General features: G+C 69.6%; 24 protein-coding genes and 2 pseudogenes. 24 read left to right on the top strand and 2 right to left on the bottom strand.

Features of this window, described 5'->3' with window-relative positions:
• Positions 1-25 precede the first annotated feature (25 nt).
• The 24 genes and pseudogenes from G3I42_RS00120 to G3I42_RS00015 all read left to right on the top strand — a co-directional run bounded on the left by G3I42_RS00120 (position 26) and on the right by G3I42_RS00015 (position 19,671).
• The gene (locus tag G3I42_RS00120) at positions 26-733 is read left to right on the top strand and encodes a hypothetical protein (RefSeq protein WP_164281804.1); all 708 of its coding nucleotides are present in this window, start codon (positions 26-28) and stop codon (positions 731-733) included.
• A 27-nt stretch (positions 734-760) separates the two neighbouring features.
• Complete coding sequence (locus G3I42_RS00115; RefSeq protein WP_164281803.1) at positions 761-1,258, top strand: hypothetical protein; 498 nt, start codon at positions 761-763, stop codon at positions 1,256-1,258.
• 1,143 nt (positions 1,259-2,401) lie between these two features.
• The gene (locus G3I42_RS37270) at positions 2,402-3,622 is read left to right on the top strand and encodes a hypothetical protein (protein WP_239096170.1); all 1,221 of its coding nucleotides are present in this window, start codon (positions 2,402-2,404) and stop codon (positions 3,620-3,622) included.
• Positions 3,623-3,627: 5 nt separating this feature from the next.
• Entirely contained in the window at positions 3,628-4,899 is a 1,272-nt protein-coding gene (locus G3I42_RS00105; protein WP_343244405.1) for an MFS transporter, read from the top strand.
• An 83-nt stretch (positions 4,900-4,982) separates the two neighbouring features.
• The gene (locus G3I42_RS00100) at positions 4,983-6,209 is read left to right on the top strand and encodes an ATP-grasp domain-containing protein (protein ID WP_164281802.1); all 1,227 of its coding nucleotides are present in this window, start codon (positions 4,983-4,985) and stop codon (positions 6,207-6,209) included.
• 122 nt (positions 6,210-6,331) lie between these two features.
• Positions 6,332-7,006, top strand: a complete 675-nt coding sequence (locus G3I42_RS00095; RefSeq protein WP_164281801.1) for a hypothetical protein — start codon at positions 6,332-6,334, stop codon at positions 7,004-7,006.
• Positions 7,007-7,105: 99 nt separating this feature from the next.
• A complete protein-coding gene (locus G3I42_RS00090) occupies positions 7,106-8,893 on the top strand; it encodes a type IV secretory system conjugative DNA transfer family protein (RefSeq protein WP_164281800.1) in 1,788 nt (595 codons plus the stop codon).
• A gap of 223 nt (positions 8,894-9,116) precedes the next feature.
• Positions 9,117-10,277, top strand: a complete 1,161-nt coding sequence (locus G3I42_RS00085; protein WP_164281799.1) for a DnaB-like helicase N-terminal domain-containing protein — start codon at positions 9,117-9,119, stop codon at positions 10,275-10,277.
• A gap of 413 nt (positions 10,278-10,690) precedes the next feature.
• Entirely contained in the window at positions 10,691-11,242 is a 552-nt protein-coding gene (locus G3I42_RS00080) for a hypothetical protein (protein ID WP_164281798.1), read from the top strand.
• Positions 11,239-11,403: pseudogene (locus G3I42_RS37265) on the top strand (DNA methyltransferase); the annotation flags it as partial. The gene G3I42_RS00080 and the pseudogene G3I42_RS37265, both read left to right, overlap by 4 nt.
• Positions 11,378-11,746: pseudogene (locus tag G3I42_RS38350) on the top strand (DNA cytosine methyltransferase); the annotation flags it as partial. The pseudogenes G3I42_RS37265 and G3I42_RS38350, both read left to right, overlap by 26 nt.
• 471 nt (positions 11,747-12,217) lie before the next feature.
• The gene (locus tag G3I42_RS37255; RefSeq protein WP_239096171.1) at positions 12,218-12,403 is read left to right on the top strand and encodes a hypothetical protein; all 186 of its coding nucleotides are present in this window, start codon (positions 12,218-12,220) and stop codon (positions 12,401-12,403) included.
• 92 nt (positions 12,404-12,495) lie between these two features.
• Positions 12,496-13,089 carry a DUF4913 domain-containing protein gene (locus G3I42_RS00070; protein ID WP_164281796.1) on the top strand — a complete coding sequence of 198 codons (594 nt, stop codon included), beginning with the start codon at positions 12,496-12,498 and terminating at the stop codon, positions 13,087-13,089.
• A complete protein-coding gene (locus G3I42_RS00065) occupies positions 13,086-13,856 on the top strand; it encodes a glycosyl hydrolase (protein ID WP_164281795.1) in 771 nt (256 codons plus the stop codon). Before G3I42_RS00070 ends, G3I42_RS00065 begins: the two co-directional genes overlap by 4 nt.
• Positions 13,853-14,323, top strand: coding sequence for a hypothetical protein (locus G3I42_RS00060; protein WP_164281794.1), 471 nt, complete (start codon positions 13,853-13,855; stop codon positions 14,321-14,323). The genes G3I42_RS00065 and G3I42_RS00060 overlap by 4 nt, the downstream gene beginning before the upstream one ends.
• Entirely contained in the window at positions 14,320-14,988 is a 669-nt protein-coding gene (locus tag G3I42_RS00055; protein ID WP_164281793.1) for a hypothetical protein, read from the top strand. The genes G3I42_RS00060 and G3I42_RS00055 overlap by 4 nt, the downstream gene beginning before the upstream one ends.
• The gene (locus G3I42_RS00050) at positions 14,985-16,082 is read left to right on the top strand and encodes a hypothetical protein (RefSeq protein WP_164281792.1); all 1,098 of its coding nucleotides are present in this window, start codon (positions 14,985-14,987) and stop codon (positions 16,080-16,082) included. Before G3I42_RS00055 ends, G3I42_RS00050 begins: the two co-directional genes overlap by 4 nt.
• Before the next feature lie 103 nt (positions 16,083-16,185).
• The gene (locus G3I42_RS00045; RefSeq protein ID WP_164281791.1) at positions 16,186-17,112 is read left to right on the top strand and encodes a DUF317 domain-containing protein; all 927 of its coding nucleotides are present in this window, start codon (positions 16,186-16,188) and stop codon (positions 17,110-17,112) included.
• Between the two features lie 37 nt (positions 17,113-17,149).
• Positions 17,150-17,632 (top strand): hypothetical protein, encoded by a 483-nt coding sequence (locus G3I42_RS00040; protein WP_164281790.1) that lies wholly within the window; start codon positions 17,150-17,152, stop codon positions 17,630-17,632.
• 171 nt (positions 17,633-17,803) lie between these two features.
• The gene (locus G3I42_RS00035; RefSeq protein WP_164281789.1) at positions 17,804-18,157 is read left to right on the top strand and encodes a DUF317 domain-containing protein; all 354 of its coding nucleotides are present in this window, start codon (positions 17,804-17,806) and stop codon (positions 18,155-18,157) included.
• A 183-nt stretch (positions 18,158-18,340) separates the two neighbouring features.
• Positions 18,341-18,601, top strand: a complete 261-nt coding sequence (locus G3I42_RS00030) for a hypothetical protein (RefSeq protein ID WP_164281788.1) — start codon at positions 18,341-18,343, stop codon at positions 18,599-18,601.
• A gap of 45 nt (positions 18,602-18,646) precedes the next feature.
• A complete protein-coding gene (locus tag G3I42_RS00025; protein ID WP_164281787.1) occupies positions 18,647-18,859 on the top strand; it encodes a hypothetical protein in 213 nt (70 codons plus the stop codon).
• 77 nt (positions 18,860-18,936) lie between these two features.
• Complete coding sequence (locus G3I42_RS00020; protein WP_164281786.1) at positions 18,937-19,266, top strand: esterase; 330 nt, start codon at positions 18,937-18,939, stop codon at positions 19,264-19,266.
• A gap of 171 nt (positions 19,267-19,437) precedes the next feature.
• Positions 19,438-19,671: a hypothetical protein gene (locus G3I42_RS00015; protein WP_164281785.1), complete on the top strand. Its 234-nt coding sequence runs from the start codon at positions 19,438-19,440 to the stop codon at positions 19,669-19,671.
• A gap of 51 nt (positions 19,672-19,722) precedes the next feature.
• Here the strand turns inward: G3I42_RS00015 and G3I42_RS37250 are convergent, their stop codons facing one another.
• Together G3I42_RS37250 and G3I42_RS00005 are read right to left on the bottom strand one after the other, a co-directional pair.
• On the bottom strand, positions 19,723-19,950 hold the full coding sequence (locus G3I42_RS37250; RefSeq protein WP_239096169.1) for a hypothetical protein: 228 nt from the start codon (positions 19,948-19,950) through the stop codon (positions 19,723-19,725).
• 747 nt (positions 19,951-20,697) lie between these two features.
• Positions 20,698-23,295, bottom strand: a 2,598-nt coding sequence (locus G3I42_RS00005) for an FG-GAP-like repeat-containing protein (RefSeq protein WP_164281784.1), incomplete at its 5' end; no start/stop codon positions are given.

The raw sequence follows: 23,295 nt of genomic DNA, 5'->3' as shown, positions 1-23,295 counted from the left end.
CGACTCCGAAACGGATGGAACCACCGTGCCCGCTCTCTACGATTCGCCTCCCGACTTCACAGTCGGCCATCACCCCCGCCACGGGATCGTCGCCACGGTCGCGAAGGACTCCACGCTGAACGCGTGGATGCTCAACGGCTTTGGCTTCCATGCCGTGCCCGACGAACCCGCTCTGTTCGCGCTCGCCGACCAGGCCCGTGACGGCACCGCCCGCGCAACGCGTGCCGTCACGCTCATGCGCAACGCGGGTTACGACGTCGCCGCCGATCTCGCCTACGAGCCCACACCCCCAGCCGCACGAGCTGCCGACCGCGCCGCCACTCCGAGCCCGGTGCCGACCGTCGCCTTCGCCGAGCACCCCCAGCTCGGCTTCATCGCCGCCACCGACGACCAGCTCGACAGCGAGCGAGCGGGCCGTGTCCTCCACGAGCGTGGGTGGTTGCATCAGGAGACGCTGGACATCTACGTGCTTCCGCAACCGGACGGGCGCGGCCCGGCCCTGACCACACTCGCGGACACCACGCTGGCCCTGAACGACCGCGACGTCGGCATCGCCATCCAGCCTGACCTTGCTCAGGAGGTGCTGGCCCACGAGGTATGGGTGCGCGACGAGTCCAGGCTCGCGCCGACCACTGGCCCACGCACTCTTCCACGCACCACCCCGGCCGCTGGGCCCGGCGCTGCCACAGCCCCGGTGCCCCCGCCATCCGCTTCCTCCCCGCACCATCGCTGACCCGACTCACAAGGAGGCCGCCCACCCATGTCCGTGAAGACCATCTGGCACATCGAGCACGCCTGCGGCCACCCGGCGGACCGGGATCTGTCCAACCGTCCGGCCGACCGCCGTGCGGGCTTCGCCGAGTGGCTCGCGACCCAGGAGTGCACCGACTGCTGGCGTGCCGCCAAGCAGGACGACGAGCAGGAAAGGGCCGCCTGGCTCGCCGCAAAACGAGCCGAGGAACAGGCAGAATCGGACGCCTGGTCCCAGCAGTACGAGATGCCCCCGCTCGATGGGACCGAGCGTGCAGTCCCCTGGGCGGTGCGCTGCCGCCACCAGCTCATGACCGCCGCGTTCACGGCGCTCGTCCTGGAGGGCGAGACGACAGAGGCGCAGTGGGAGCAAATCGAGGACGCGGCGCGCACGGTGACCCGCGCCGGCTGGTGGCTCGACCAGCGCGCCTCGGACCCAGAGGACTTGCCCGAGCTGCTCCAGGCCGCCACCGATGCGGACAGGAGTTCCGAGAATCCGTTCTTCTGACCAGGACGGCGCTTTACCATTTCTCCCTTCGTGAAGAGGGCCGAAACCCCTTACCTAGGGCGAGGGTCCTATGTCAGCTTGCGCACAGGACGCCCCGCCTACGCGCCCAAGCAGCCGCAGCCAGGCATGCGAACGTATGAACACCTGGACGGACAATCACGCCACGCAGTTGCTGGAGGCAACCCGGAACGTTCCGGGTTGCCCCCACCTGCCGCCCCGCAGATTCATAGAATTAAGCAATTCGGCCCAGGGCCTGGTGTCATTGGCTATCCTCCGAGACAGGGTCCATCCCCGCGCGTGTGGGGAGCGGCCTTCTGGACCTGCTCACAACGTGGAACTTCGGGTAGGGAAGGAGGCCGAGGCAACCGCCAATGCCTCGCCCGCCCGCAGGAGTGCCACCGTTAGCGCGGTGCTTCTCCTGTCCATGAACAGTTGCGCGTCGTCCGCCCACGGCGCCGACCAAAAGCGCGGGCCGCGGTGCGCTAACACCGCGGCCCGTCACGTCCGGTGACCAGCAATCACCGTGACGTGTTGCGCCTAGCGGCGCATGGCTGTGTCCACAGTCAGAAAGGGGGTCCGGGCTGTCAACTGCGCAGCTCTTCGCATACTCGGTCGTAAATTTCGAGTAGCAGTCGTCCGACTGCGGCGAAGAATGAACGCCGGTTCCAGTCCGGATCCTCTTTCGTACGGCGAACGCCCCTGCGTCCCATGACGCCTCCCGTTGCAGTGCCTACATTGGCGCACACTGAAGGAACGGCGTAGGGAACCCAAAAGCCCTGCCTGGCTTGACCATAGAAGAGCGCGGGCGGCCGCGGGGCACTATTCGCAGAACTCCATCGCACCGGCCGTTGGTGCTGACGTCTCAGTAATTGCGCCGAGTTGGTTCGGATGGCCTCGGGCTAGGGGCCGGGTCGAACGACCCAATCTAGTGGTCCTCTCGGGGCGCTGAGATTCACGGCGGTTTGGGGACGCTGAGCAGACGTGGCACGTCGTGCCGTCACCCAGTCTGATTGGTACGGAGCATCGTCACGGTGTCCCTACTACCAGCCTTTCTCGGCCCGGCCAAATCCCGGATTTCGCGGAACCTCTCCTTCTGGTAGCCCGACCGGGCTCTTTTCCCGCCACCCCTCCGAGGTCGTCGCCTTGTTCGTCTCTCTGCACCGTGCCCGCAGCACTGTGGATACGCTCGCCTACCTGCTTGGCCCAGGCGAGCGCGGCAACCACGACAACCCACGCCTGATCGACGGCGATGGTCACGGCGCCCCGCTCGCCATGTTCGCGGAGTCGCTCTCCCCGCCCGTCCTCGCTCAGGTCCTCGACGCGCCCATCGAGCGACTCGGCCTCCGGGCTCCGCCAGAGCCCGTCTGGTTGTGCTCGGTGCGCTCCGACCCCCGGCATCAGGACCCGCACGACACGCAGTGGGCCGCAGTCGCCCGCCGCCTCGTCGACACCACCGGCTTGGCTCCCGTGGGTGATCCGGACGCCTGCCGGTGGCTGGCCCTGCGAAGTCAGCCCCGTCGGATGGACATCGTCGCCACCGTCGCCCGGGAAGACGGAGGTCTCCACGCCTCCTACCGCGACGCCTTCCGCCTTCAGGCCGAGTGTCGGCGCATCACCAAGGACCTGGGCCATCTGCCCGTTCCCCGACCGCAGGAGAAGCCCATGCCCGCCCCCTCCATAGCCATCTCCGCCGAGATCAGCGGCAGCGTCGTCGCCCACGGGGCGAGCGACGACCTGTCCGCCGCCCTCCTCAAGCACGCGGGCTTCCAGCAGATTCAGGACTGGCACGGCCGCCGCCACCGCCTCGCCTCCACCACCCCCGCCGACGAGAGCCGCGCCATCGCCACGTATGCGGCCCAGATGCTTCGGGCGGCCCGCTACGAGGTCCGCCTCGACCCCACCCTCGACGCCTCCACCGAGATCAGCCCGACCAATCCGCTCGGTCCGTACAAGACCGGAAGTGAAATCCTCCGGCTCACCGATCAGGTCTGGGCCGCGCCGGACGGGCAGAGCCTCGCCCGCCCAGTAGAGCACCTGATTCACCCCCAGCATGGCGGGCTGGAACGAGTCCGGGAGGCGCTGGAAGCCGTTTCGGCTCGGCTGGAAGAGCTGGACGACGAGTCATTCGAGTTGCGCGACCGCTTCGAGACGGCTGCCGAGTTCCTGACCGCAGCCCAGGCGGAACTCACCGATGCCGCGACCGTGGTGCGCAACATCGCACCACCCCCCGCCTCCCAGAGGGCTGCCCTCGCCGTTTCGCCCTCAGCCGCTGACGCGTGCGTTACCCCATCCCCCTCTGCCACAACTGCCCAGAGCCAGGCGCCCTTCCCCACAGCGCACACGCCCTCCCCCCGGGGCCGGTGACACCCGTGTCCGTCACCCACGCATTGACCGGTGGACCGTCGCGCACCTACCTCATGCGTGCCGCCGACGCTCTGGCCAGCGCCACGACCACATACGCCGTCCCTCTGCTCGTGCTCGTCACCACCGGCTCCACCGTCCTCACCGGCCTTGCCTTCCTGATCGAATGGGTGCCCAGGATCGCCGCCTTCACCGTCGCCGGATCGCTGGTCGACCGGTGGGGTGCCGGCCACGCCTTCCGGGTCTCCAACACGGCTCGCACCCTCGTCGTCGCCGTGACCGCGGTCGTCCTTCTCATCCTTCCGAGCACAGGCGGGTTCTCGACGGCGGCAACGCTCGTCTTCGGAGCGGTCTCCGGGCTGCTGGCCGAGGTCTCCTTCGTTGCGATCGAGACGCTCGGCGCCAAGGCCAGCCGCGATATGGGCAGCCAGGCGCACCGGGTGCAGGCCGCGCAGACCGGGATCGACCAGGCCGCATTGCTGATCGGACCACTGCTCGGTGGCCTGCTCCTGCTCGCCGGGCCCACCGCCCTACTCGTGGTGGTCGCGCTCCTCGCGCTCACCGCCACCACGCTCACCCCTCCGACGAAGGCGCACACTCACCCGACGGACGACGCCCGGGAGCGGAGCAGCCTGCGCACGGGGTGGACAACGCTACGGCACACACCGGCACTGGTGTGGCTGGTCGGCGGTCTGGCTGCCTCGAATCTCGCCACCGGCGTACTGCAGGCTTCGGCCCCGATCACCGTCGTCCATCACTTCCACTACTCAACCGCCGCTGTGGGGTCGGTCTGGAGTGCGGCAGCGGTGGCCTCCCTGGTGGCGATCTGGATCAGCCGCCGGGCCATCGACCGCTTCGGAATCTGGGCTGTGGGCGCGAGCATGGCCGCCCTCGTCACCCTCGCGTGCCTGGGCGCGGCCCTGGCCCCCACCTTCCCCGCGTACACGATTGCGGTGGCGGCGGTCATGGCCGGTGAGGGAGCGATGACCGTGGTGCTGCGCACCCTGCGCGCCCATGCCATCCCCGCTCCGGCGTTCGGCTCGACCCTGGCCGTGACGATCATCCTGGTGCTGCTGCCGCTCCCGCTCGCCGGAGCCCTGATTGCCCTCGTCCCCGCCGACAGCATTCCGCTCCTCCTGCTGGCTTGCGCCATTCTTCAAGGCGCGGCGCTGGCTGTGTGCTTCGCCGGCCTTCGCCGCCACCGCAGCGCCTACGACCTCCCCGGCCACCGGGCCCGTGCCTCCGCGTCGGAGTCCGAGCACGTGGCGGACGCGCGATGACGTGTGCCCCGGGCCTCGTCCTTCCCCTTCCTTTCCTCTCCCTTCCCGATTTCCGTGCACCTGGAGGTTCTCCCGTGTCGCAGATGACCACATCCCCGCTGCTGATCGTCGTCGGGGGTACGGACCCCGTCTACCGGGGGTACTGCGTCGAGCAGGCCGCCGCCGGATATCCCATCGCGCTGATCGACACCAAGTCGCCGTCCTGGGCGCACCACTTGGTAGCCGATCACGAGGTCGCCGACATTCACGATGTCGACTCGGTGGTCGCGGCTGGCCTGGCCCTGGCTGAGCGGCACCGGGTCGCGGGGGTGGTGACGTGGGACGAGTACGCGCTCGTGCCCACCGCAGCGCTCGTCGAACGCCTCGGCGTGCCCGGCAACGCGGTGGAGGCGATGACTGCGTGCCGCGACAAGGCCAGGAGCCGCCGCCTGTTCGCCGAGCACGACGTTCCCTCGGCCACTTCGACGCGCGTCACCAGCCTGGAACAGGCACGTGAGGCCGCGCTCAGTACCGGCTTCCCCGTCGTCCTTAAGCCGTCCTCCCACGCTGCGAGCATCGGCGTGATCCGCGCCGACAACATTGAAGAGCTGCTCGTTGCTTGGGAGTTTGCCTCGGCCGGGGCCGGTGAGCAGGGCCCGGAGGGCAGCGGTGTGCTCGTCGAGGAATACCTGGCGGGCCCGGAAGTCTCCGTCGAGTGCGTCACCCACCAGGGCATCACCACCGCGCTGGCCGTCACCCGCAAGGAGGTCGGCTTCGCCCCGTACTTCGAGGAGACGGGCCACACCGTGGATGCCGCCGACCCGCTCCTGCCCGAGGTCGCGCCCGTCGCGATCCAGGCCGTACGGGCGCTCGGGGTGACCTCCGGTATCCAGCACGTGGAGATGCGCCTTACCGCCACGGGGCCCAGGATCATCGAGGTGAACGCGCGCATCGGCGGGGACCGGATCGGCACGCTCGTTCGCCTCGCGACCGGCCTCGACCTGCCCCGCATCGCCGCCGACGTCGCCTGCGGACGCCAGCCCGACCTCACGCGCACCGCCCACACGACCGCCGCGATCAAGATCCTCTACCCGCCGGCCTCGGGCGTCCTCACCGCCCGCGAGTTGTCCGCCGACGCGGATGCGACGTGCCCGTGGCTTCACGAGGTGACGTGGCTGCGCAAGGTCGGCGAACAGGTGGCGCTGCCCCCGGCCGGGAATCTCGACACCGCCCGCGTCGGCTTCCTCATCGTCACCGATGACACCGCTCAGGAGACCCGGGCCCGCCTCGCCTCCCTCACGGACGACCTCACTCTCACGGTCACCCGGTGAACCCCCTACACCCAGGCGCTCGCGCTGCCAGACCCACCGGCGGCGACCAGCGAGAGCACGGGCGGTGGGCGCGACCCGTACGAGCCCACCGTCCGGTCCCAGTCCCAGGCCGAGGAGCAGAAGTGCCGGAATTCCACCCCAGCATCGGCGACGCCATCGGCGCGGCGATGTCCCACAACATCAAACTCGCACACGGCGCAGTGCCGGGCCCGGACGAAGATACGCGGGTCCGCTACATTCCGCCGCCCGGCGCCGACTCGTATTCGGTGCGCGGGATGATCCACCGGCTGACCGAGGACGCCTCGCCGGGAGAGGTCGCCAGCATCCTTGAGGAAGTCACCAGCGCCTTGGCGGGTGTGTTGCCGGAACTGATTGGACTGACGGCCGCAGCAGCGGACTGGACACGTCTGCGGCTTTCCTTCGACAACCCGGTTCCGCCCAACGCCCCGTTCGAGACGTGGACTCGCCTCGCCGCCGCGCACAACATGCTGGAAGGGGCTCAGGAGTACCTGCTGGACGCAGAGGCAGGCGTCGCCGCCTGCCCCCAGGAGCGCACGCACCCTCGGCACCACGAAATGGTCTACGAGCTGCGGACGCGGGAACTGCTTCACGACGTCATGGGCGCCCCGGCTCCCCACGCCGCACCGTCCACCGCCGATACACGGACGGAAACGAAGAGGCAGCAGGCCGCGCAGAGCACGTCCCCGAACGTCGTCGCACGCGGGACACCTACACAGCACGAGACGGCCGAAGCCCCACCGAGCGCTGCTTCGCACCGCCCGCCCCACACCCGCTGACCAGCCCGCCCCACTCGTCCAGGAGTTCCAGATGCCACACCGCAGATTGCATCTCGCCCCCTCCGCCCTTCTCCGCCCGCGCCTCCTCCTGGACTCTTCATGCCCGCACAACGCACTACCGCGCCCTCGGCCACCACCGGGACGGACGCGCTCCTGTATCTCCTGTTCGGCGCACTCGGCTTCGGGCTCTGCGTCGGCTCCCTGACCTGGCTCAGCGGAAACCTGACCAACACCCTCCTCGGGGTCGGGCCCTGGACGCCGTTCGAGGTGACCGACGGGCTGCTTCGCCCCGCCGAGACGTGGCCGCATCTGTCCACAACCGAAATCCTGATCGGCGCGCGGATCGTCCCCGGCCTGCTGGCTCTCGGCCTCGCCGTCCTCGGCATCGCACTGTGGATCAGGTGGCGAGGCGGGGCAAGGAGGGGCCTCGCCCGCAGGGGCGATCTCTCCCCGCTGCTCGGGAAGGAGATCACGGCCAAGGCCCGCGATCTGCGGCCCTCGCTCAGCACACTGCGCGCGAAGAACATCGCTCCCGCCGACAGGGGCGTTCTCCTGGGCGCCCTCTCGCCGGGGCGGACGGAGGTGCGAGCCTCATGGGAGGACGTGATCGTCGCGATCATGGCACCGCGCAGCGGCAAGACCAGCGCCTTGGCAATCCCCGCGATCCTCTCCGCCCCCGGCCCCGTTCTCCTCACAAGCAACAAAGCGGCGAACGACGCCTACACGACCACGGTCGGCGCCCGCAGCGAGGTCGGCACGGCCTGGACGCTCGACCCGCAGCAGATCGCACACCACCCGCGCGAGATGTGGTGGGACATCCTCGCCGATGCCCGCGATCTCGCCGGGGCAAAGCGGCTTGCCGGTCATTTCGTCGCCGCGAGCGTGGACGAGTCGAACGGCAACGACTTCTGGTCGACCGCCGCCGCCAACACGCTCGCCGCCCTCTTCCTCGCCGCCGCCAGCCACCGCCGCCCCGTCACCGACGCCCTGGCCTGGCTCGCCTCACCCGCCGACCGCACCCCGGTCGACCTCCTCACCGATGCCGGCCACCACGCGGTCGCCGCTCAACTCCAGGGCACCGTCTCAGGCGCGGTCGAAACACGAGACGGCATTTACGAGACCGCCCGCCAATACGCGAGCTGCCTCCTCGACCCCGAAGTCTCAGCCTGGGTCACTCCCCACCCGGGCCTTCCCGAGTTCAAGCCCAGCGCCTTCGCCTCCTCCACAGACACCCTCTTCCTGCTGAGCAAGGACGGCGGAGGCTCAGCGAGCGCGATCATCGCCGCTGCAGCCGATGCCGTCATGCGCGCCGCCGTCGTCGTCGCCGAACGCTCCGGAGGGCGCCTCGACCCGCCCGCCCTGTGCGTCCTCGACGAAGCCGCGAACGTCTGCAAAATCTCGGACCTACCGGACTTGTACAGCCACCTGGGCAGCCGGGGGGTCATCCCGATCACGATCCTGCAGTCCTACCGGCAGGGGCAGCGCTGCTGGGGCGAGGCCGGGATGGACGCCCTCTGGTCGGCGGCCACCATCAAGATCGTCGGCTCGGGCATCGACGACGCGGACTTCGCCGACCGGCTCAGCAAGCAGGTCGGGGATCACGACGTCCAGACCACCTCCGTCTCCACCAGCGAAAGCGGCAAGTCCACGTCGGTGAGCATGCGCACCGAACGCATCCTGCCCCCTGACGCGATCCGCGCCCTGCCCAAGGGCAAAGCCCTCCTGCTCGCCACCGGCCTGCGGATTGCCATGCTCACCCTGCGCCCCTGGTACAAGGAACCCCACGCGAAGACGATCGGCCCGGCCTCCGCCCACGCCACCAAGGCCATCACCGCACGAGCCCTCGCGAAGGACAACCAGCGCGACGACTACGGGCTGTCGGCATGAGCGCCTCCTCTCTCGCTCCCGGACGTCTGGGCCGCTCGCCCGCCGTCCGCCGCAACGGTCAGTGGTGGCTGGTCAGCGAGGCGGGCGCTATAGCCGCCACGGACACTGCCTTCGCCGCGACGCTCGACAGCCTCGCCCGCGCCCTGGACGACGCCGAGCACGCCGTCGCCCGTCTTCGCGCCGTAGCCCCTGGCTCCTCCGCGCCGGAGTCGGGAGAGCACCGGTGAACCCGCTCCTGAGCGCCGAGCAGGCGGTCCTCGGCGCGATCCTCCTCGACCCCGGTCAGCTTGCCCACCTCGGCTGGCTCGCTCCAGCCCACTTCGAACGGCCCGCGCACCGGGCTCTGTTCTCTGCCATGTGCACGCTGCGCGACAAACATCACCCCGCGCTCGCCGGGGACGACGTCCCGTTGTCGTGGATCACCGACGCTGTCGCCGAGGCCGGCCGCCACGTACGGGGCCTGACCGACGTGTACGCCCACTCCCTGGTGCAAGGCTGCCCACATCCCGAACACGCCCCCGTTTACGGGCGTATGGTGCTGGAGGGCGCCATCCACCGCACCATCACCCAGCACGCGATCCGCCTCCACCAAGCCGCCCGCGCTGACTCCGTACGCGGAGACGTCGAAGGCGCCCTCCACCAAGCCGACGTGCTCACCGGTGTCCTGCGGGATCTCTCCGAGAGCTGGGGTGCCGAAGCCCGCCCCGCGCTACCCTCCGGCTCCTCTCCGCTGCCGGCCGCGCCCGCTCCGGCCGAGAGCGTCCTCGACGACGAGCGCTTCCTCCTGTCCGTCCTCATCGAGCAGCCGGGCTCCATGGACGCCGTCGTCAACTGGCTGCGTCCCAGCGACTTCTCCACCACCGCTCACGGCCTGCTCTACCAGTGCCTCGGCGCACTGCACCACCGGGGCGAACCCATCGACCGCCTCACCGTCCTGTGGGAAGCACAGCGACGCGGCCTTCTCGCCGACGGCACCCTCACCCGCGAGCAGATCACCGCGCTCGCCGACGGCGTCGGAGCAGGCGACGCCGACTGGCTCGGGCAGCAGGTGATCCGTTCCTCTCTCACCCGGACCGCAGCCGCCTCCGCCCGCGCGGTCCGGGACGCCGCCGAGGACGAAACCCTCACTCCAGGACGCCTGATCAGCCATGCCCTGCACGCGCTCGGGCCGCTCGACGACGTCCGTGCCCGCTGGGACACCGCGATCGGCGGCACCAGCCCGCCGCCCGCCCCAGAAGCACGCGAACCTCAGGCCGAGCAGGTGCACGCCGCCCTCGCCCGCAGCACTCCGCGCGCAGTTCGGCACGTCCCATACCGCCCCGCGCGCCCTTCGACGGCTCCCTCGACCACGCCTTCTCGCTCTCATCACCGGGACGCACCGTGAAGAACGATCCTTACGCTCCCCTCAGCCACCGCTCGCGCAGTCAGCGGCCCGCTGGATCCCGACGTCGAGGAGGGGAGCGCGAAGCGGTGTACGACTCGCTGCACCAGGCGCGTAGCGAGCTTTACGACGCCACCACCACCTTGGCGCACCCGGCGTACCGCTTCGAAGCCGGAGGCGCGCGCGTCCCAGCCGTCTTGTACCGCGGCTCCCGCAGCGCCTCTCCTGCTCCCGAGCCGTTCTCCGCGGCGCCTGCCGTTTCCCCGCTGACTCAGCGGCCGGATAAAGGCGAACGCCGGGGATGAACGCCCGTGCTCCGCCTCGCCCTGCCAGCCGCGGAAGCCGAGCGATCGTCCAGCGCCCCCTACGGGGTTACGCCAGCCCTCCTCCCCACCCACAACGTTGGGACCCCCGCCATGAATCAAACCGTCTTTGACACCGAGCTGCCCGATGCCCTGACCCGATCGCAGTTCAGGCTCGCAGCCCTGGCCGAGATGCTGCCCGAGGCCGAGTCCCTCGTCGAACACCCGGACCCCGCCCACGCCTCTCGGCTCGCCCTTCGTACCGCCGAGGCGGTAGACGTCCTGGCCGTTGGCCTCCTCAAGATTCACCGTTCTTCCCACTCCAACGAAGGGGAACGGGCCGCGCTGCTCACACAAGCCATAGCGCCGATCAGCGAGGCTCTCTCCGCTCTGAGCGCGACGAGCCGGGTTTTCGTGTGCCTCAGCAACCCGGACACCCACGCCTCGACTACCGACAGCCAAGCGCGCGAGACCCTGCGCAAAACCCGCCTCGCCCTCCACCGTGCGGTGGATGCCCTGGAGCGCACCGCCTACCGCGTGGAAAACGGCGGCGCACGAGTCCAGGTCGCCCTCCTACGCAGCGCACTGAACGCCGGTTACAACCCAGCACCTTCATCTCCCCCTGCCCCGTCCTCGCCCCCTCACCGACGCGGCGGCCACCGATGAGTCTGACCATCGGCTCCCTTTGCTCCGGGTATGGCGGCCTGGACCTGGGCGTTCTCTCCGCACTCGGCGGCACGGTCGCCTGGCACGCCGAGACCGATCCCGCCGCCTCGCGCATCCTCGCCCGGCACTGGCCCGGTGTGCCCAACCTCGGGGACATCACCACTACCGACTGGTCCCTCGTCCCCGAGGTGTGCGTCCTCACCGCCGGTTTCCCCTGTCAAAGACGTCTCCGTTGCCGGGCCCCGCACCGGCCTCAACCCCGACACCCGCTCCGGGCTCTGGCTGCACGTGACCCGTGCGGTCGAAGCCCTCCGCCCCTGCCTGGTGGTGATCGAGAATGTGCGCGGCCTCCTCACCTCACCCGCCGCAGCCCGTGGCGACGTGGAACCCTGCCCGTGGTGTCTGGGAGACGCCCCAGACCGGCCTGCTCTGCGGGCACTCGGCGCCGTACTCGGCTCCCTGGCCGACCTCGGGTACGACGCGCGCTGGCTCGTGCTTCGTGCCTCCGACGTCGGCGCACCGCACCGCCGCGAGCGCGTCTTCCTCAGCGCCTGGCCCGCCGAACGCCTTGCTCAAAACCCCGACGAGCAACCTGGCGACGAACGGCGGCAGTCAGCACCCGACGAAACGGAAACAGGGTGGGCACGGCCCCAATCTGGCCGACGAGGTGGAGTGGCTCCTGCCCACCCCGAAAGCCTCCGACGGCATCAAGGGCTCGCCGAACCAGCGTCACGGCAACGGGGATTTGACCCTGCCCAGCGCGGCAGCCTCCCTGCCGCGCTCGCATCGCACGAGCACCAGTTCCAGCTCGGGGCATCCACCGGCCTCTTCTCCGGAGACGTCCCTGCCGTTGTTGCGGCAGACGTACTCGGCTCCGAGGAAGACGGCACGCGGTGGGGCCGATATGCAGCCGCCGTCGCCCGATGGGAGATCCTCACCCGCCCCGCTCCGGAACCCACCGACGCTGCGGGCCGCTTGCGTGCGGAGTTCGTCGAGTGGATGCAGGGCCTGGAGCCGGGCTGGGTCACCGCCACTCCCGGCCTGGGCCGCCCCGCCCAGCTCACCGCCCTCGGCAACGGTGTCGTGCCCCAACAGGCAGCCCACGCCCTGCACTTGTTGAACCCGTCGCACGTCCGCTGCCCCAGGGGCAGCGCGCAGTAGCGGCCCTCTACGCCACTTGTCCGGCCGGGCCAAACCCCGAATCCCGCAGATCGTCTTCCGCACGCCGTCACCCCGCGAACGGAGCACCTTCCATGCCCGACACCAGCCCGCCCACCCCCGAGACCGAACGCGAACCCGTCCGCGTCCCAGACGCAAACCTGGACGATCTCGCCTCCACCGTCGCCCAGATCGTGACCGAGGTTCGCCAGCACGGAGTCACCCTCGATCGCCTCGCCACCGAGCCGGAACTCGACCCCGACCAGCCGACGAACGACGACCCCGAAACCGAGCAGGCCGACGGTCCCACCTCGATCTTCATCCCGGCACTGGGCGGACCGGCGTACGCCACCGAACTCGCCGCCCTCAGCGACTGGGTGCACTACCTCCTTCTGCCGGTGTACGGCCGGGAGATCAGCGCGAACCGGCCCTGGTGCGCGCAGTGGTACGAACACCCCGAGGCCGTGGCCCGTCTCCATGCGCTCTGGCTCGCCTGGCAGCAGCTCACCGACACGGAGGCCGGCCTGTCCGGTCCTTCGACCTGGCACCGCGACCACCTGGACCACACGCTGGCACACCTCCGCGCCCCCGACGGCCCCTTCGCGGCCTGTACGACCAGCGCGACCCGGCCCAACCACCGGGTGCTGGCCGCCCCCACACCCAAGCAGGCGGAGGAGGAGGCGGCGTGAACAACGTTTTCGACTTCGGCCTCGACCGTCTTGCACCGGCCGACAACGCCTCGGAGGAAGTAAAGGAAGACTTCCGTTCCGGCGACCTGACGGTGCTCTCCCGGCACGACACCACGCCCAACGGCTCCCACAGCTTCGTCCTCGCCCATGACCGATCGGTCACATGGGAGGTACCCGGTGAGCCGCAACTCGTTGCGATCGCGGTCGCGCGGGATCTGCGGGAATCCACGTTCACGTTCGAGACGAGCCGCCACGCCACGGCCTCCTTCGCCCAGAACTGGCTGGCAGACCGCGGCTGCCCGCTCGATCAGATCGCACTGCGCGGTGGCGACTTCATTGAGCCCGCCGACGACCTCACGATCCGGGTTGAGCAGCAGATACAAACGTCGGGCTCCCGCTACGAGGTCCTCGACACCTATACCTCCGACGACGACCCCAGCGAGGCGTGGACGCTCGTCCGCGACCCCGAGGCTGACCAGGCGCCGGTTCGCCTCTTCCACGAGGAGTGGAACCACGACGCTGGCACGTACACGATCCGCGAGGGCGCGTTCGCCGACGTTGGTGCCGCCCAGACCTGGCTGGACAAGCGCAGCGGGCCACTGCCCGAGCCACCGGAGTACAGCGACCGCAACGGTGATGCCATCCGGGCCCGCGTCGCCCTCTCCCGGTCAGCCGGTGCCACCGCAATACCGCAGGCCAGCCTCGACGCGCCGCGCACGATGATGGCGAAACCGCTCCAGACCCCAGTCCAGGGGCGGCTGCTGTGAGCCGCGCCCGCTTCGCCTTCGCCGCCCACCCGGACGCCCTTGTTGACCTCCAGCAACTTCCGCCAGACATAAGGGACCTGGCCCTGGTGGAGCTGCAGAACCTCGTCCACGGCAGCGACGACTGCATGCCCTTGCGCGACCGCCTCGCGGGCTTCCACAAGGTCTACGTGGACCCGCGCGCGGCCTACCGCATGGTCATCCAGTTCCGCCCCGCACCCCCCACTTCCCAGCACAAACGCGAGATCTACCTCGTTGCCGCCGGACCCCGCCACGACTACTCCGTCTACCGGAGCGCACAGATCCGGGTCGGCACCCACCCCACCGTCGAAAGCCCCGCTGCCGCGCGCGACCGCGTACGCGCGGCCCGCGCCCGCTCCCCGTACGCGACCGGTCTCACAGCAGGCTCCGCGACGACCTCAACGGCGCCCCATGCGTCTCCCTCTGTTCGAAAGGTTGCCCACCGATGAACGACGGCGTCTCCTCCGACCGTGCTCTGTTCGCGGACCTGCTCACCGACGCCGCGCAGGAGGTCTCTCGCGTCTTCACCGCCGACTACCCGACCACGGCCTCCCGCTCCTACCTCTACCCGGCTCTCGGCCCGCTCTCGGCCGGGCCTCGGGTGGTCGATGACCTGACCAAGCGGCTGGAGGACTTCCTCGCCGAATCGCTCCCCTCCACACCGCTGGGCTTGTTCACCCTCGCCTCCTACGCCTCCGCGCTGGGCTGGCTCGCCGAGTCCCTCGCCGAGCTGACCACGGCGGTCGAGGGAATCTGCGCCCTCGTCGGCCTCCCGACCTCATCGAACCCCGCACCCACCTCCGTGCCTTCGCCGGACCTGCCGGGCCTGGACGAGTTGAAAGACGCGGGGGAGCCCGAACTCTTCCTTGACGCGCTGCAGGCCGCAGCCGACGACGCCGACCTCACGCCCCCCGTCTACCTCCACGCCCTGACCGCCTCCCTGCTCGCCGCCACGACCATGTCGAACGACTGCACGGAGATCATGGACGGACTCATCGACGACGCAGCCCTCCTCCTCAGTAACAGCACCGACCACGTGTGGAGCGGCGACGGCTCCGAGGGCCTGCCGACCCTGGTGCGCTCGCTCCTCGCACGCATCGAGGAGGCCCGGTGAACCCGCACGACCCTTCCACTCACCCCGGCCGCCACGCGATCAGCGAGCGGTTCGGCGTCACGGACCTGCGCCCCCTCTCCAAGGCGCTGCCGCCCGCTGACCCGGTGCGTGTCATGGCCCGGCTCGTGACAGAGGCGGCCGACACCCTCGACGCACTGCACCAGAGGCTCACGGAGCGCGCCGCACGAGCCATCAGGGCGCTTCTACCCGTCAGCGAAGGGTCGACGGACAACCTCATCGGTGCCGGCGGCGTGATGCCCGACCTCGCCCACAGTCTCGAACTGCTCTCGACCCGGCGCGCGGGAGCGTACGACCACCTCAACCAGGCCATCTCCGGCCTGCGCGCGATCATGCCTCCCGGCGCCGAGGGCGCCCGGCTCCTGAGCGCGGCGAGGAAAGAGGAGAGGAAGACGGCAGACCGGGCAGGAACCCGGCTCCACCGCGACAGGGACTTGAAACGTGACGTCCGCGGGCTCAGCTACATCTCGTTCGGCGACGTGCGCTTGGACCACGACCCAGAAACCGGCCTTCCCCACGTACTACGGGGCGTCGACAGGATCGACGAGCATCTCCGTCCCGACGAGGTCCAGGCCCTTATCGATGACGGTCTGGTCAGCAGGTCCGGCCCGGATCTCGGTCTGACAGCCCTGGGCGCCCGGACGTTGCAGGACGCCCGCGCGAACCTGCCTGGCATCTCCCTCCAGGAGCGCATCTTCGGTCCACGGCAGCGCGCGCTGGACGCCGTCGCTGCCGGCGGGCTGCGCCTTCACGCGGATCACCTCACCAACACCCTCTACACCTCCGGATCAAGGACGCCCTCGCTCTTCCCCGTGTACGGCGACGTCGTACAGGACCTGATCGGTGACGGACTGGTCCAGGCTGACGACAGCGCCAGCATCCGCGGGAGCGGCTCGCCCCTCTCCCTCACCGAGCGCGGCAAGCGGCTCCACCGCATCGCCCGTGCAGAAACCTCGCGTGTCTCAGCCGCACTCGGCCGCAGCAGCGCGCCACCCCCCGGCCCTTCCGGCATCGGTGACGAACCGCCTGCGAATGTCACCGCACCCGGTACGCGCGCCACCGTCTGTTCACGCTGACCACGCGGTCATGAGAGCCGCCCCCTTCGCAGCGCTGCCCTCTACCGACCCCTCGGCTTTGCCGTACGGGCGGAGCCGTACCCACACCCTCGGGATGCCCACCATGCCCCCAGATTCCGTCACGTCGGACGCATTCGAGGATGTCCTCGTAACCCCCCGCTACCTCGCGGGCGGGGGATACTCCGGCGACCCGGGATTCGCCCCGGTCGCCCACTGGCCGCACCACGAGCTGCGGGACGGCCCCTGCCAGCTCCTGGTCACCTCGCCCGACCAGCGCATCAGGATCGGCTGGTTCGGGGACGACTTCGAAACGTTCAAGATCTCCGCCGCCGAGGATGCCGTCTCCCCACCGAGCTGGCATGCTTCCTTCCACCATCAGATGCCGCCCGAGATCGTCGCAGGGCTCACCACAGCCCTGGCCCGCGACTGGGCGGAGGCCGACGACGGCGATGGACGCTTCCTCCACCGCCCCTCCATGTACCTGGACAACTCCATCCAGCCCCTGACAGACGCCGGCTGGACCCGACGAGCCTCCAAGGCCAACACGATCGAGTTCGTCGCCCCGGACGGACAAGCCGGAGTCTTCGTCAACAACCGTCGCAACCGTGACGACGACGAAGCCATCGTGCTGTGGGCGGGCCCGCCCGGCTACGACCGCGCCAAGGCGTACTTCTCAGCCGGGACACCGTCCCACCTCATCGCTGCCACGGCCGCAGCACTCTCCGACCCCGCGCCGCTGACACGCGAGCGCCACATGATCAACCGCAGCGTGGAACATCTCGTCACGCTCACCCCGCTCACCCCGCCCCGGCCTCAGCCTTCTCGGGCCCCGACGCCGCTCGACGTACGCCGGACCGCTGTCGTCCAGGCGGTCCGCCGCGCCGAGCACACGCCCCACCCCGCCGCCAGCCTCCGCGTCCAGGCCGCCCGCAGCCGCACCACAGCGCCACCACCACGACCCCAGCACCCAGCTCCCGTAGCCAGCGCCTCCGTGCCACCCGCGCCCGCACCCACGCGCCGCTTCCGCTGACAGCCCTCCGCCTACGCTTACGAACAGAGGAAAACGCATGCCCGAAGCTACTTTCCTGGACCAGGCCACCAACATGATCGAGAGCCGCTGGGGCCGCTCCATCGCCGAGCTGGAAAAGCGGGCGCTCACCCGGCCCGACGAAGACCCCCTCCTGTCTGTGGCCATACGCATCCGGTCGTGCCTTGTCGTCACCGACAACGCCACTCGCGTCCGCCAGGAACGCCTTCACGCGCTCACCCGGCCCGGACGCGAAACGGAGTTTCACGACCTGGACCGCATCACGACCGTGGCCTCCGGCCTCCGCGCCAGCCAGGCCGAGAGCCTCACCTCCCTGCGCGCCATCGGCCTCGTGATCGAGACCCACGAGGACCTGGACACGAGCCCGCAGCATGCACCAGTCGCCTCCCGGACACAGGCCGCTGTCGCCCGCTCCGCCCCCTCCACCGGCACAAAATCCGGCACCCCCGTACCCACCCCCGCTGCCAGCTCCCAGAGGCCCGTGCGCGGCCCGCACCGCTGATCTTCCCGCGCCACCACCACGTCCGCAGCGCCCCCCTCCTCCGCGCAGGAGCGGAGGGCGCTGCGGCGCTCACCCGAAACAACTCCCGCAAAGGACTACGAACTTCGGCCCAACCCATGTCAACGTACGGGTGCCGGACGAAACCGCAGGTCAACGGAAGGACCGTCGTCGATGAACACTCCTCTCACCCGTCCTCCCGCCCGACTGGCCCCCGCCGTCGAAGGGCGCCGCTGGCTCTCGGGCGACGGAGCCGCAGGACCTGTGCTCGACCTCCTCGACAGCCTTGGCTGGAGGATCGTCGGCACCCCGGAGACCAACGTCCACGCGATGAGCCCGGACGGCCACGTCTACGTCGGCTGGCTCCCCGAGGACCCCACCGCCTGGAAACGCAACATCGTTTGGCAGGTCCACGTCATTCCGGGGGATGCGGAGCCCTGGTCCCAGTCGTTCGGCCCCGGCACGCCCGCCGAGACCGTCGCCGGATTCCTCTCCGCGCTCGTGGCGAACTCACCCGTCCTCCGCTGAAATACGGGCGGGCCGCCCCTGATACCGCCGCACGTGCAGCCATGCACGCCGCACCTACTCCGGCGGCGCGGCCCCTATGGACACGGCACACAGCACCGACGCCGTACCGCACGCCGTCCGGAGCACCTTTCCGGCAGCGCGACTCCGCCCCACCACGAACGCCCACACACAGGAGGAATCACCGTGCCCTTCCACGCCCCGCTCACCAACCACCACGCCGACGACTCGCTCTGCCCGCCCGACCACAAGCACACCAGCTCCGGCAAACCGCTTCACCCCGACTGCCCCGGCCGCAACTACAGCCAGGCCGTCTGCTCCTGCGGCAACTGGGAGATGCGCCACCCCGGCAAGGGCTACGTCAACGAGTGCCGCCGGTACCACCTCGCCCAGCACAAGAACCCGTCCCCCGCGATCCGCGACGTACCCCCGTCCAGCGGACGCTGACAGGCGGGCCGTCCTTCATTCCACGTCCCCTCAACGGAGGCTTCCATGCCGTACTACCTCACCGTCGGGCACCTGCTCGGCCAGCTCCAGAGTCTGGACCCCAACATGCCGATCCGCCTCGCCATCAACCCGGACTGGCCCTTCACCCATTACCTCGCGACGGACGTCGTCGTCCGCGATGGCGTCGCCTTCATCGCCGACGACGGCCAGGAGGACTACCTCCCCGCCGCAGTCCGCGACGCCCTCTCCTGGGCCTGACCTCCACTCGATCCCGCCCACCGGAGGCCCCGATCACTGACACCCCCCTGAAACTGGACTCCCTCGCCGCACTCCCCATGCCGCCCGGCGTACGCGGCGCACTGATCCGACACGTCCCCCAGGCCACGAACCGCCCGATCCACATCGCCTGGCAGTCCCCCGACGCCACCCCGCTCCGCCATGGCCACACGCTCCTCGCCTGGCAACTCTCCCAGCACACGGGCTGGGACGTCACCGCCCACCTGGGGCTACCCACCGGGGAGGTACTCCTCGCTTCCTGGCCCGCCCTGCCGAGCCACTGGCCCAGGATCGTCCGCCCCACCCTCTACGAGGTCCACGGCCTCTGCGCGGGCCTGGCCATCGCAACCGCCGCCCTCGACCTCGCCAACCACCTCGCCGAGAACTGACCAAACCACATCGGCAGGCCGCCCCGCGTCCACCCAGCAGGGGCGGCCTTTCGTCATCCCCAAAACCAACACGTACTGCCCGCTCAAACGACCAGGCCGAAGGGCCCCTGCACCAGGGCGCGTGGTGGTGGAGGGACTGACCGGACCTGTTGCGGCACGTAGGCTGCTGACATGCCGAGCCCGTCGCCCATGCCCTCTCCGCCGTTTCCCTCGCCCGACAGCGCGGTCCTTCGAGTCGTCGTGGAAAAGGCCATCCAGGCGCTCCGCAGCGGCGAAGCCTCGGCGGAGGAAGCCATCCTGGACGCCGCCGTCCACGGCTGGTACGAGGGCCACATCCAGGGCGAGGACGCCTGCCCCGGCTGCACCTTCCGAGGAAAACTGCCCAAGAACGAACCGCGAGACTGACCGCCAAAGCGAGGAGGAGCCCACCGGTAGGGCTTCTCCTCGCGCCGCCCCCTAACCCAGGTACAGCCCGGCGAAGGCGCCGTCGAATCCCAGGGCGACCAGTCCTTCCTGCACGCTGTCGTGGTGCGTCCAGTCCGGGGCGCCGACGAGCGCGTCGAAGTCGGCACGGCGGATCTCCGGCTCGAGCCACTGGTGGCCGCAGCGGCAGACGATCCAGACGTGTCGGCCCCGGTTGATGAGGAGCCAGTCCCGCCGGGCGCTACAGGCGGAGCAGAGCACGGGAATGCCTCGAAGGCTGCAGGCGTGAGGATGCGTGAGGCACCGCGTGGCGCCAGGGCCTGTAGGCGCCTGGGTCTCGTGGGCAAGGTGAAGGAGCGGATCCCGCGCCGTCCGCGGAAGGGAAACGGCCACCGGCCCCGTGCGGTGCGTGCTGGTGGTCGGCATGAACGTCATCTCCCGTTGCTCGTCGCTCTCTTCCATCCCTAGCAACCCGCTGTGTCCTTGTCCAGGGGTTTGCTGATCACGGCATCGGCCTCCCGCCCCCCTGTGGTGGTCAACGAGGTACCGGGCTCGCCGACCGTGACCGGTCACCACGGCCAGCGCCGGACTTCGCCTTCGTCTCCCGTGCGTCCGCCGCGCGGTCGATACCGCGTTTCTTCCGCCGTACCAAACCGCCGTGGCTCGGCACCCTCTCGGCATGACCTCGTCTTACGTGGAGGGTCCGATGCCCGATCGCACTATCTCTTCGATCAACGCCCAGCGCGTGGAGGATGCGCTCACACTTGTCAGCCCCCGATGGACCGCCTGGATCGCCATGACATTGGCCCAGGAGAACCTCCCCATGCGCGTACGGGAGTTGAGCGCCCGGTTGCCCTTCGTCCGAGAGACCTTCGTCAGTAAACGGCTAGCTGACATGCGCGTGGGCGGGTTGGTGACGCGTGGCCCTTGCGCGATGTGGCCCGGCTGCTCCTTGCTGGGTGCGAGGACAGCCGGGCCCCTTTCGCCGAGTCGGCGTTGCCGTGTGACCTAGCTGATGGTGCGGAACGGCGCGAAGTCCGCAGGCATTTCCACTGCGGTGCCCTTGCCGGTGGAGGGGTCCCGGTGGCCGACGAGTTTGGTGCCGGAGCCGGTCACCTGGGTGTACCAGAGGTCGAAGGCGCCACTGTGGTCGGCGTCCCCGGGTGAGGTGAGGAGGGGGTTGGCGGTGGTGGTGAGGGTGGTCGGCACCTTCACGCCGTGCGCGAGGTCGGGCAGTCCGTCGTCGCCCGTGCCGGGGTAGACGTAGACGTCGCCGGTGGTGCGGTCGCGTGCGCCGAGGTCGACGTGGCCGTCGCCGTTGGTGTCGCCGGGGGCGAAGAGGTCCGTGTTGGCCCAGGTGTTGTCGCCGAGGAGGACGGGGTCGTGGTCGGTGTCGAGGCGGTTGTCGTCGGTGGCGTAGTAGAGCCAGAGCTGGTCGCCCTGCTTGACGAGGAGATCGGGGTGCCCTGGGGTGTCGGGGGTTCCGTCGCCGTCGTAGTCGAGGGCGCCGTCGACATCGCCGATGGCGAGGATCTGGTCGGCGTTCTGCCAGTGGTTGTTGTTGTCGTCGTAGACGGTGAGTTCCTGGCGGGGTCCGCCGTCTTCTTCGGTGCAGTCGGTGCAGGCGAAGCCGTAGCCGTTGTTGGGGTGGATCCACAGTCGGTCGGCGTCGGCGGTGTCGTCGTGCCGGGCGGCGATGAGGTCCTCGTAGCCGTCGCCGGTCCAGTCACCGCGGTGGGTGACGCGCACGCCCTTCCAGTTGGAGTGGGAGGCTTCGTTGGCGACGTCGGTCACGGTTCCGTCGCCGGCTCCGTACATGCGGTGCAGGACCTCGTCCTTGTCGATGGCCCAGAGGTCGGGGTTGCCGTCGCCGTTGATGTCGCCGGGCTGGTCCGCCTGTTCGAGGCCGAAGACGAAGAAGATGTACGTGGCGGCGTCCGAGACATTGCCGGCCTTGTCGATGCTCTGGGCGTAGAGCGTGTGCGTCCCGGCGGTCGTGGGGGTGAGTTTGACGCTGACCGAGCCACCGGTGGCGGAGGGCGTCAGGGCGTGCTTCGTGGTGTCGGAGTCGGTCCAGTACTGGTACTTGGCGACGTCCTTCACGCCTCCGCTGGCGATCGTGAAGGTCCCGGGGGCGCGGACGCGCCCGGTGGTGGTGGGAACGCCGTCGGAGCTGTCGGGAAAGTCCTTCGAGGACACGGCGGGCGGAGTGCTGGGGCGGTTGGGGTCGAAGACGAAGCGGCAGCCGGCTGCCCCGAGGGTGGGCGTCCAGTCGGACTTGGCGGTGGCGTCGCTCGCCTGGGCCTTCCAGGAGAAGTTGCCGTTCGCGTCGTTCAGGTACTTGCTGAGGGTGGCCTTGGGAACCTTGACCTTCGCGATGGTCCCGGAGGTCACTGAGACGGTCTGGTCGAAGAAGACTCCTGCCTTGTCGTCGTGGTGGCCGGTGGCCCACAGGTGGAAGCGGGCGGTGACCGTGCCGCCGTCCTTGTCGCTGACCTTGGCAGTCAGGGTGACATCGGTGTTGCCGATGAGGCCGTAGGGCGCCGTGTCACCGCAGCCCTTGCTGTTCTTCGTCGAGGGGATGGTGTCCAGTGCGGTGGGGGCGCTGGGCGGTGTGTTGTACGTGGTGGACATGACGGCGGACTTGGCGTCGAACTTCTTCCAGCCGTAGACGTCACTCTCGTTGTCCGCCGACAACTCCAGAGTGATGGAGTTCCACTTGCTGGAAGCCGCGTCCTGGGCGCCCTTGGTGACGTCGAACGCCAGGTTCCCGGCCGGGCAGCCCGAGCCCCATCCCTTGGCGTCAGTGGCGTCATCCATCTTCTCGCGGCGCGTGGGGCGGTTGTTCCAGGTCGTGGAGGCACCGATGACGGCGGTGCGCCACAGGTTGACCTTGCGCGCGGTGCATGACCAGGACCACGTGTTCTTGATCCGGAACGTGGACTTGGTGACCTGCTTGTTCGTGTCCCAGAGGTTTTTGGTGTTCATGCGGAAGTACGAGCGGGCCAGGCCGTTCGTCTCGTTCTCGTAGCCGGAGCGCGCCTCGTTGGTCGTCTTGCCCGAGCCGCCCCAGCCGGCGCCGTTGAAGAACGAGCTGTTGGGATACTTCTTGTACGCGATGGTCCAGGAGTAGCGGGAGCCGTCGACATAGGGGTCGATGTACACCGGGTACTGGGTCTTCTCACCGGTCAGCAGGTCTTGATCCGGGTGAAGTCGCAGGTTGTCGCCGTCGATGCTCACGGGCATCGCCGCCTCGTTGGCGCCGTGCGGCGGTTCGAACTCACTCGTGTCAGCGGCGGGGCCCGTCTCCTCGGCGGTGCGGGCGGCGAGGGGGGCCGAGGCGGTGGTGCTGTCCCACATGCGGGGGGTGGGCGCGGTGAAGACGAGCTGCCCGGCGGGGTTGAGCGCACTCATGTTGCCGTGTTCGTCGGCCTGGAGTGAGACGCCGTCGGACTTGAGGGCGTAGGTGAGGTTCTTGAGGGCGGGGTCGGCGGCCGCCTCGGGCGTCTTGACGACAAGGAGCTGAGCGAAGCCGGTGGCTCCGGCCCGGAGCTTGAGGTCGACGTCCGGGAGTACGTCGGGGTACGTGGCGGTGTCCTCGGCGAT

This window comes from Streptomyces sp. SID11385 (genome assembly GCF_010548245.1).
Taxonomy (GTDB): domain Bacteria; phylum Actinomycetota; class Actinomycetes; order Streptomycetales; family Streptomycetaceae; genus Streptomyces.
Note: the sequence above shows the minus strand (reverse complement) of the source record. Positions and strands in the feature narration are given on the sequence as shown.

What these genes read in the sequence shown, in the direction of transcription:
- G3I42_RS00055 (WP_164281793.1), top strand. Translation starts at nt 14,320, where the DNA reads ATGAACGACGGCGTCTCCTCCGACCGTGCTCTGTTCGCGGACCTGCTC.
- G3I42_RS00115 (WP_164281803.1), top strand. Translation starts at nt 761, where the DNA reads ATGTCCGTGAAGACCATCTGGCACATCGAGCACGCCTGCGGCCACCCG.
- G3I42_RS00020 (WP_164281786.1), top strand. Translation starts at nt 18,937, where the DNA reads ATGCCGCCCGGCGTACGCGGCGCACTGATCCGACACGTCCCCCAGGCC.
- G3I42_RS00045 (WP_164281791.1), top strand. Translation starts at nt 16,186, where the DNA reads ATGCCCCCAGATTCCGTCACGTCGGACGCATTCGAGGATGTCCTCGTA.
- G3I42_RS00100 (WP_164281802.1), top strand. Translation starts at nt 4,983, where the DNA reads ATGACCACATCCCCGCTGCTGATCGTCGTCGGGGGTACGGACCCCGTC.
- G3I42_RS00090 (WP_164281800.1), top strand. Translation starts at nt 7,106, where the DNA reads ATGCCCGCACAACGCACTACCGCGCCCTCGGCCACCACCGGGACGGAC.
- G3I42_RS00025 (WP_164281787.1), top strand. Translation starts at nt 18,647, where the DNA reads ATGCCGTACTACCTCACCGTCGGGCACCTGCTCGGCCAGCTCCAGAGT.
- G3I42_RS00035 (WP_164281789.1), top strand. Translation starts at nt 17,804, where the DNA reads ATGAACACTCCTCTCACCCGTCCTCCCGCCCGACTGGCCCCCGCCGTC.
- G3I42_RS00015 (WP_164281785.1), top strand. Translation starts at nt 19,438, where the DNA reads ATGCCGAGCCCGTCGCCCATGCCCTCTCCGCCGTTTCCCTCGCCCGAC.
- G3I42_RS00080 (WP_164281798.1), top strand. Translation starts at nt 10,691, where the DNA reads ATGAATCAAACCGTCTTTGACACCGAGCTGCCCGATGCCCTGACCCGA.
- G3I42_RS00070 (WP_164281796.1), top strand. Translation starts at nt 12,496, where the DNA reads ATGCCCGACACCAGCCCGCCCACCCCCGAGACCGAACGCGAACCCGTC.
- G3I42_RS00040 (WP_164281790.1), top strand. Translation starts at nt 17,150, where the DNA reads ATGCCCGAAGCTACTTTCCTGGACCAGGCCACCAACATGATCGAGAGC.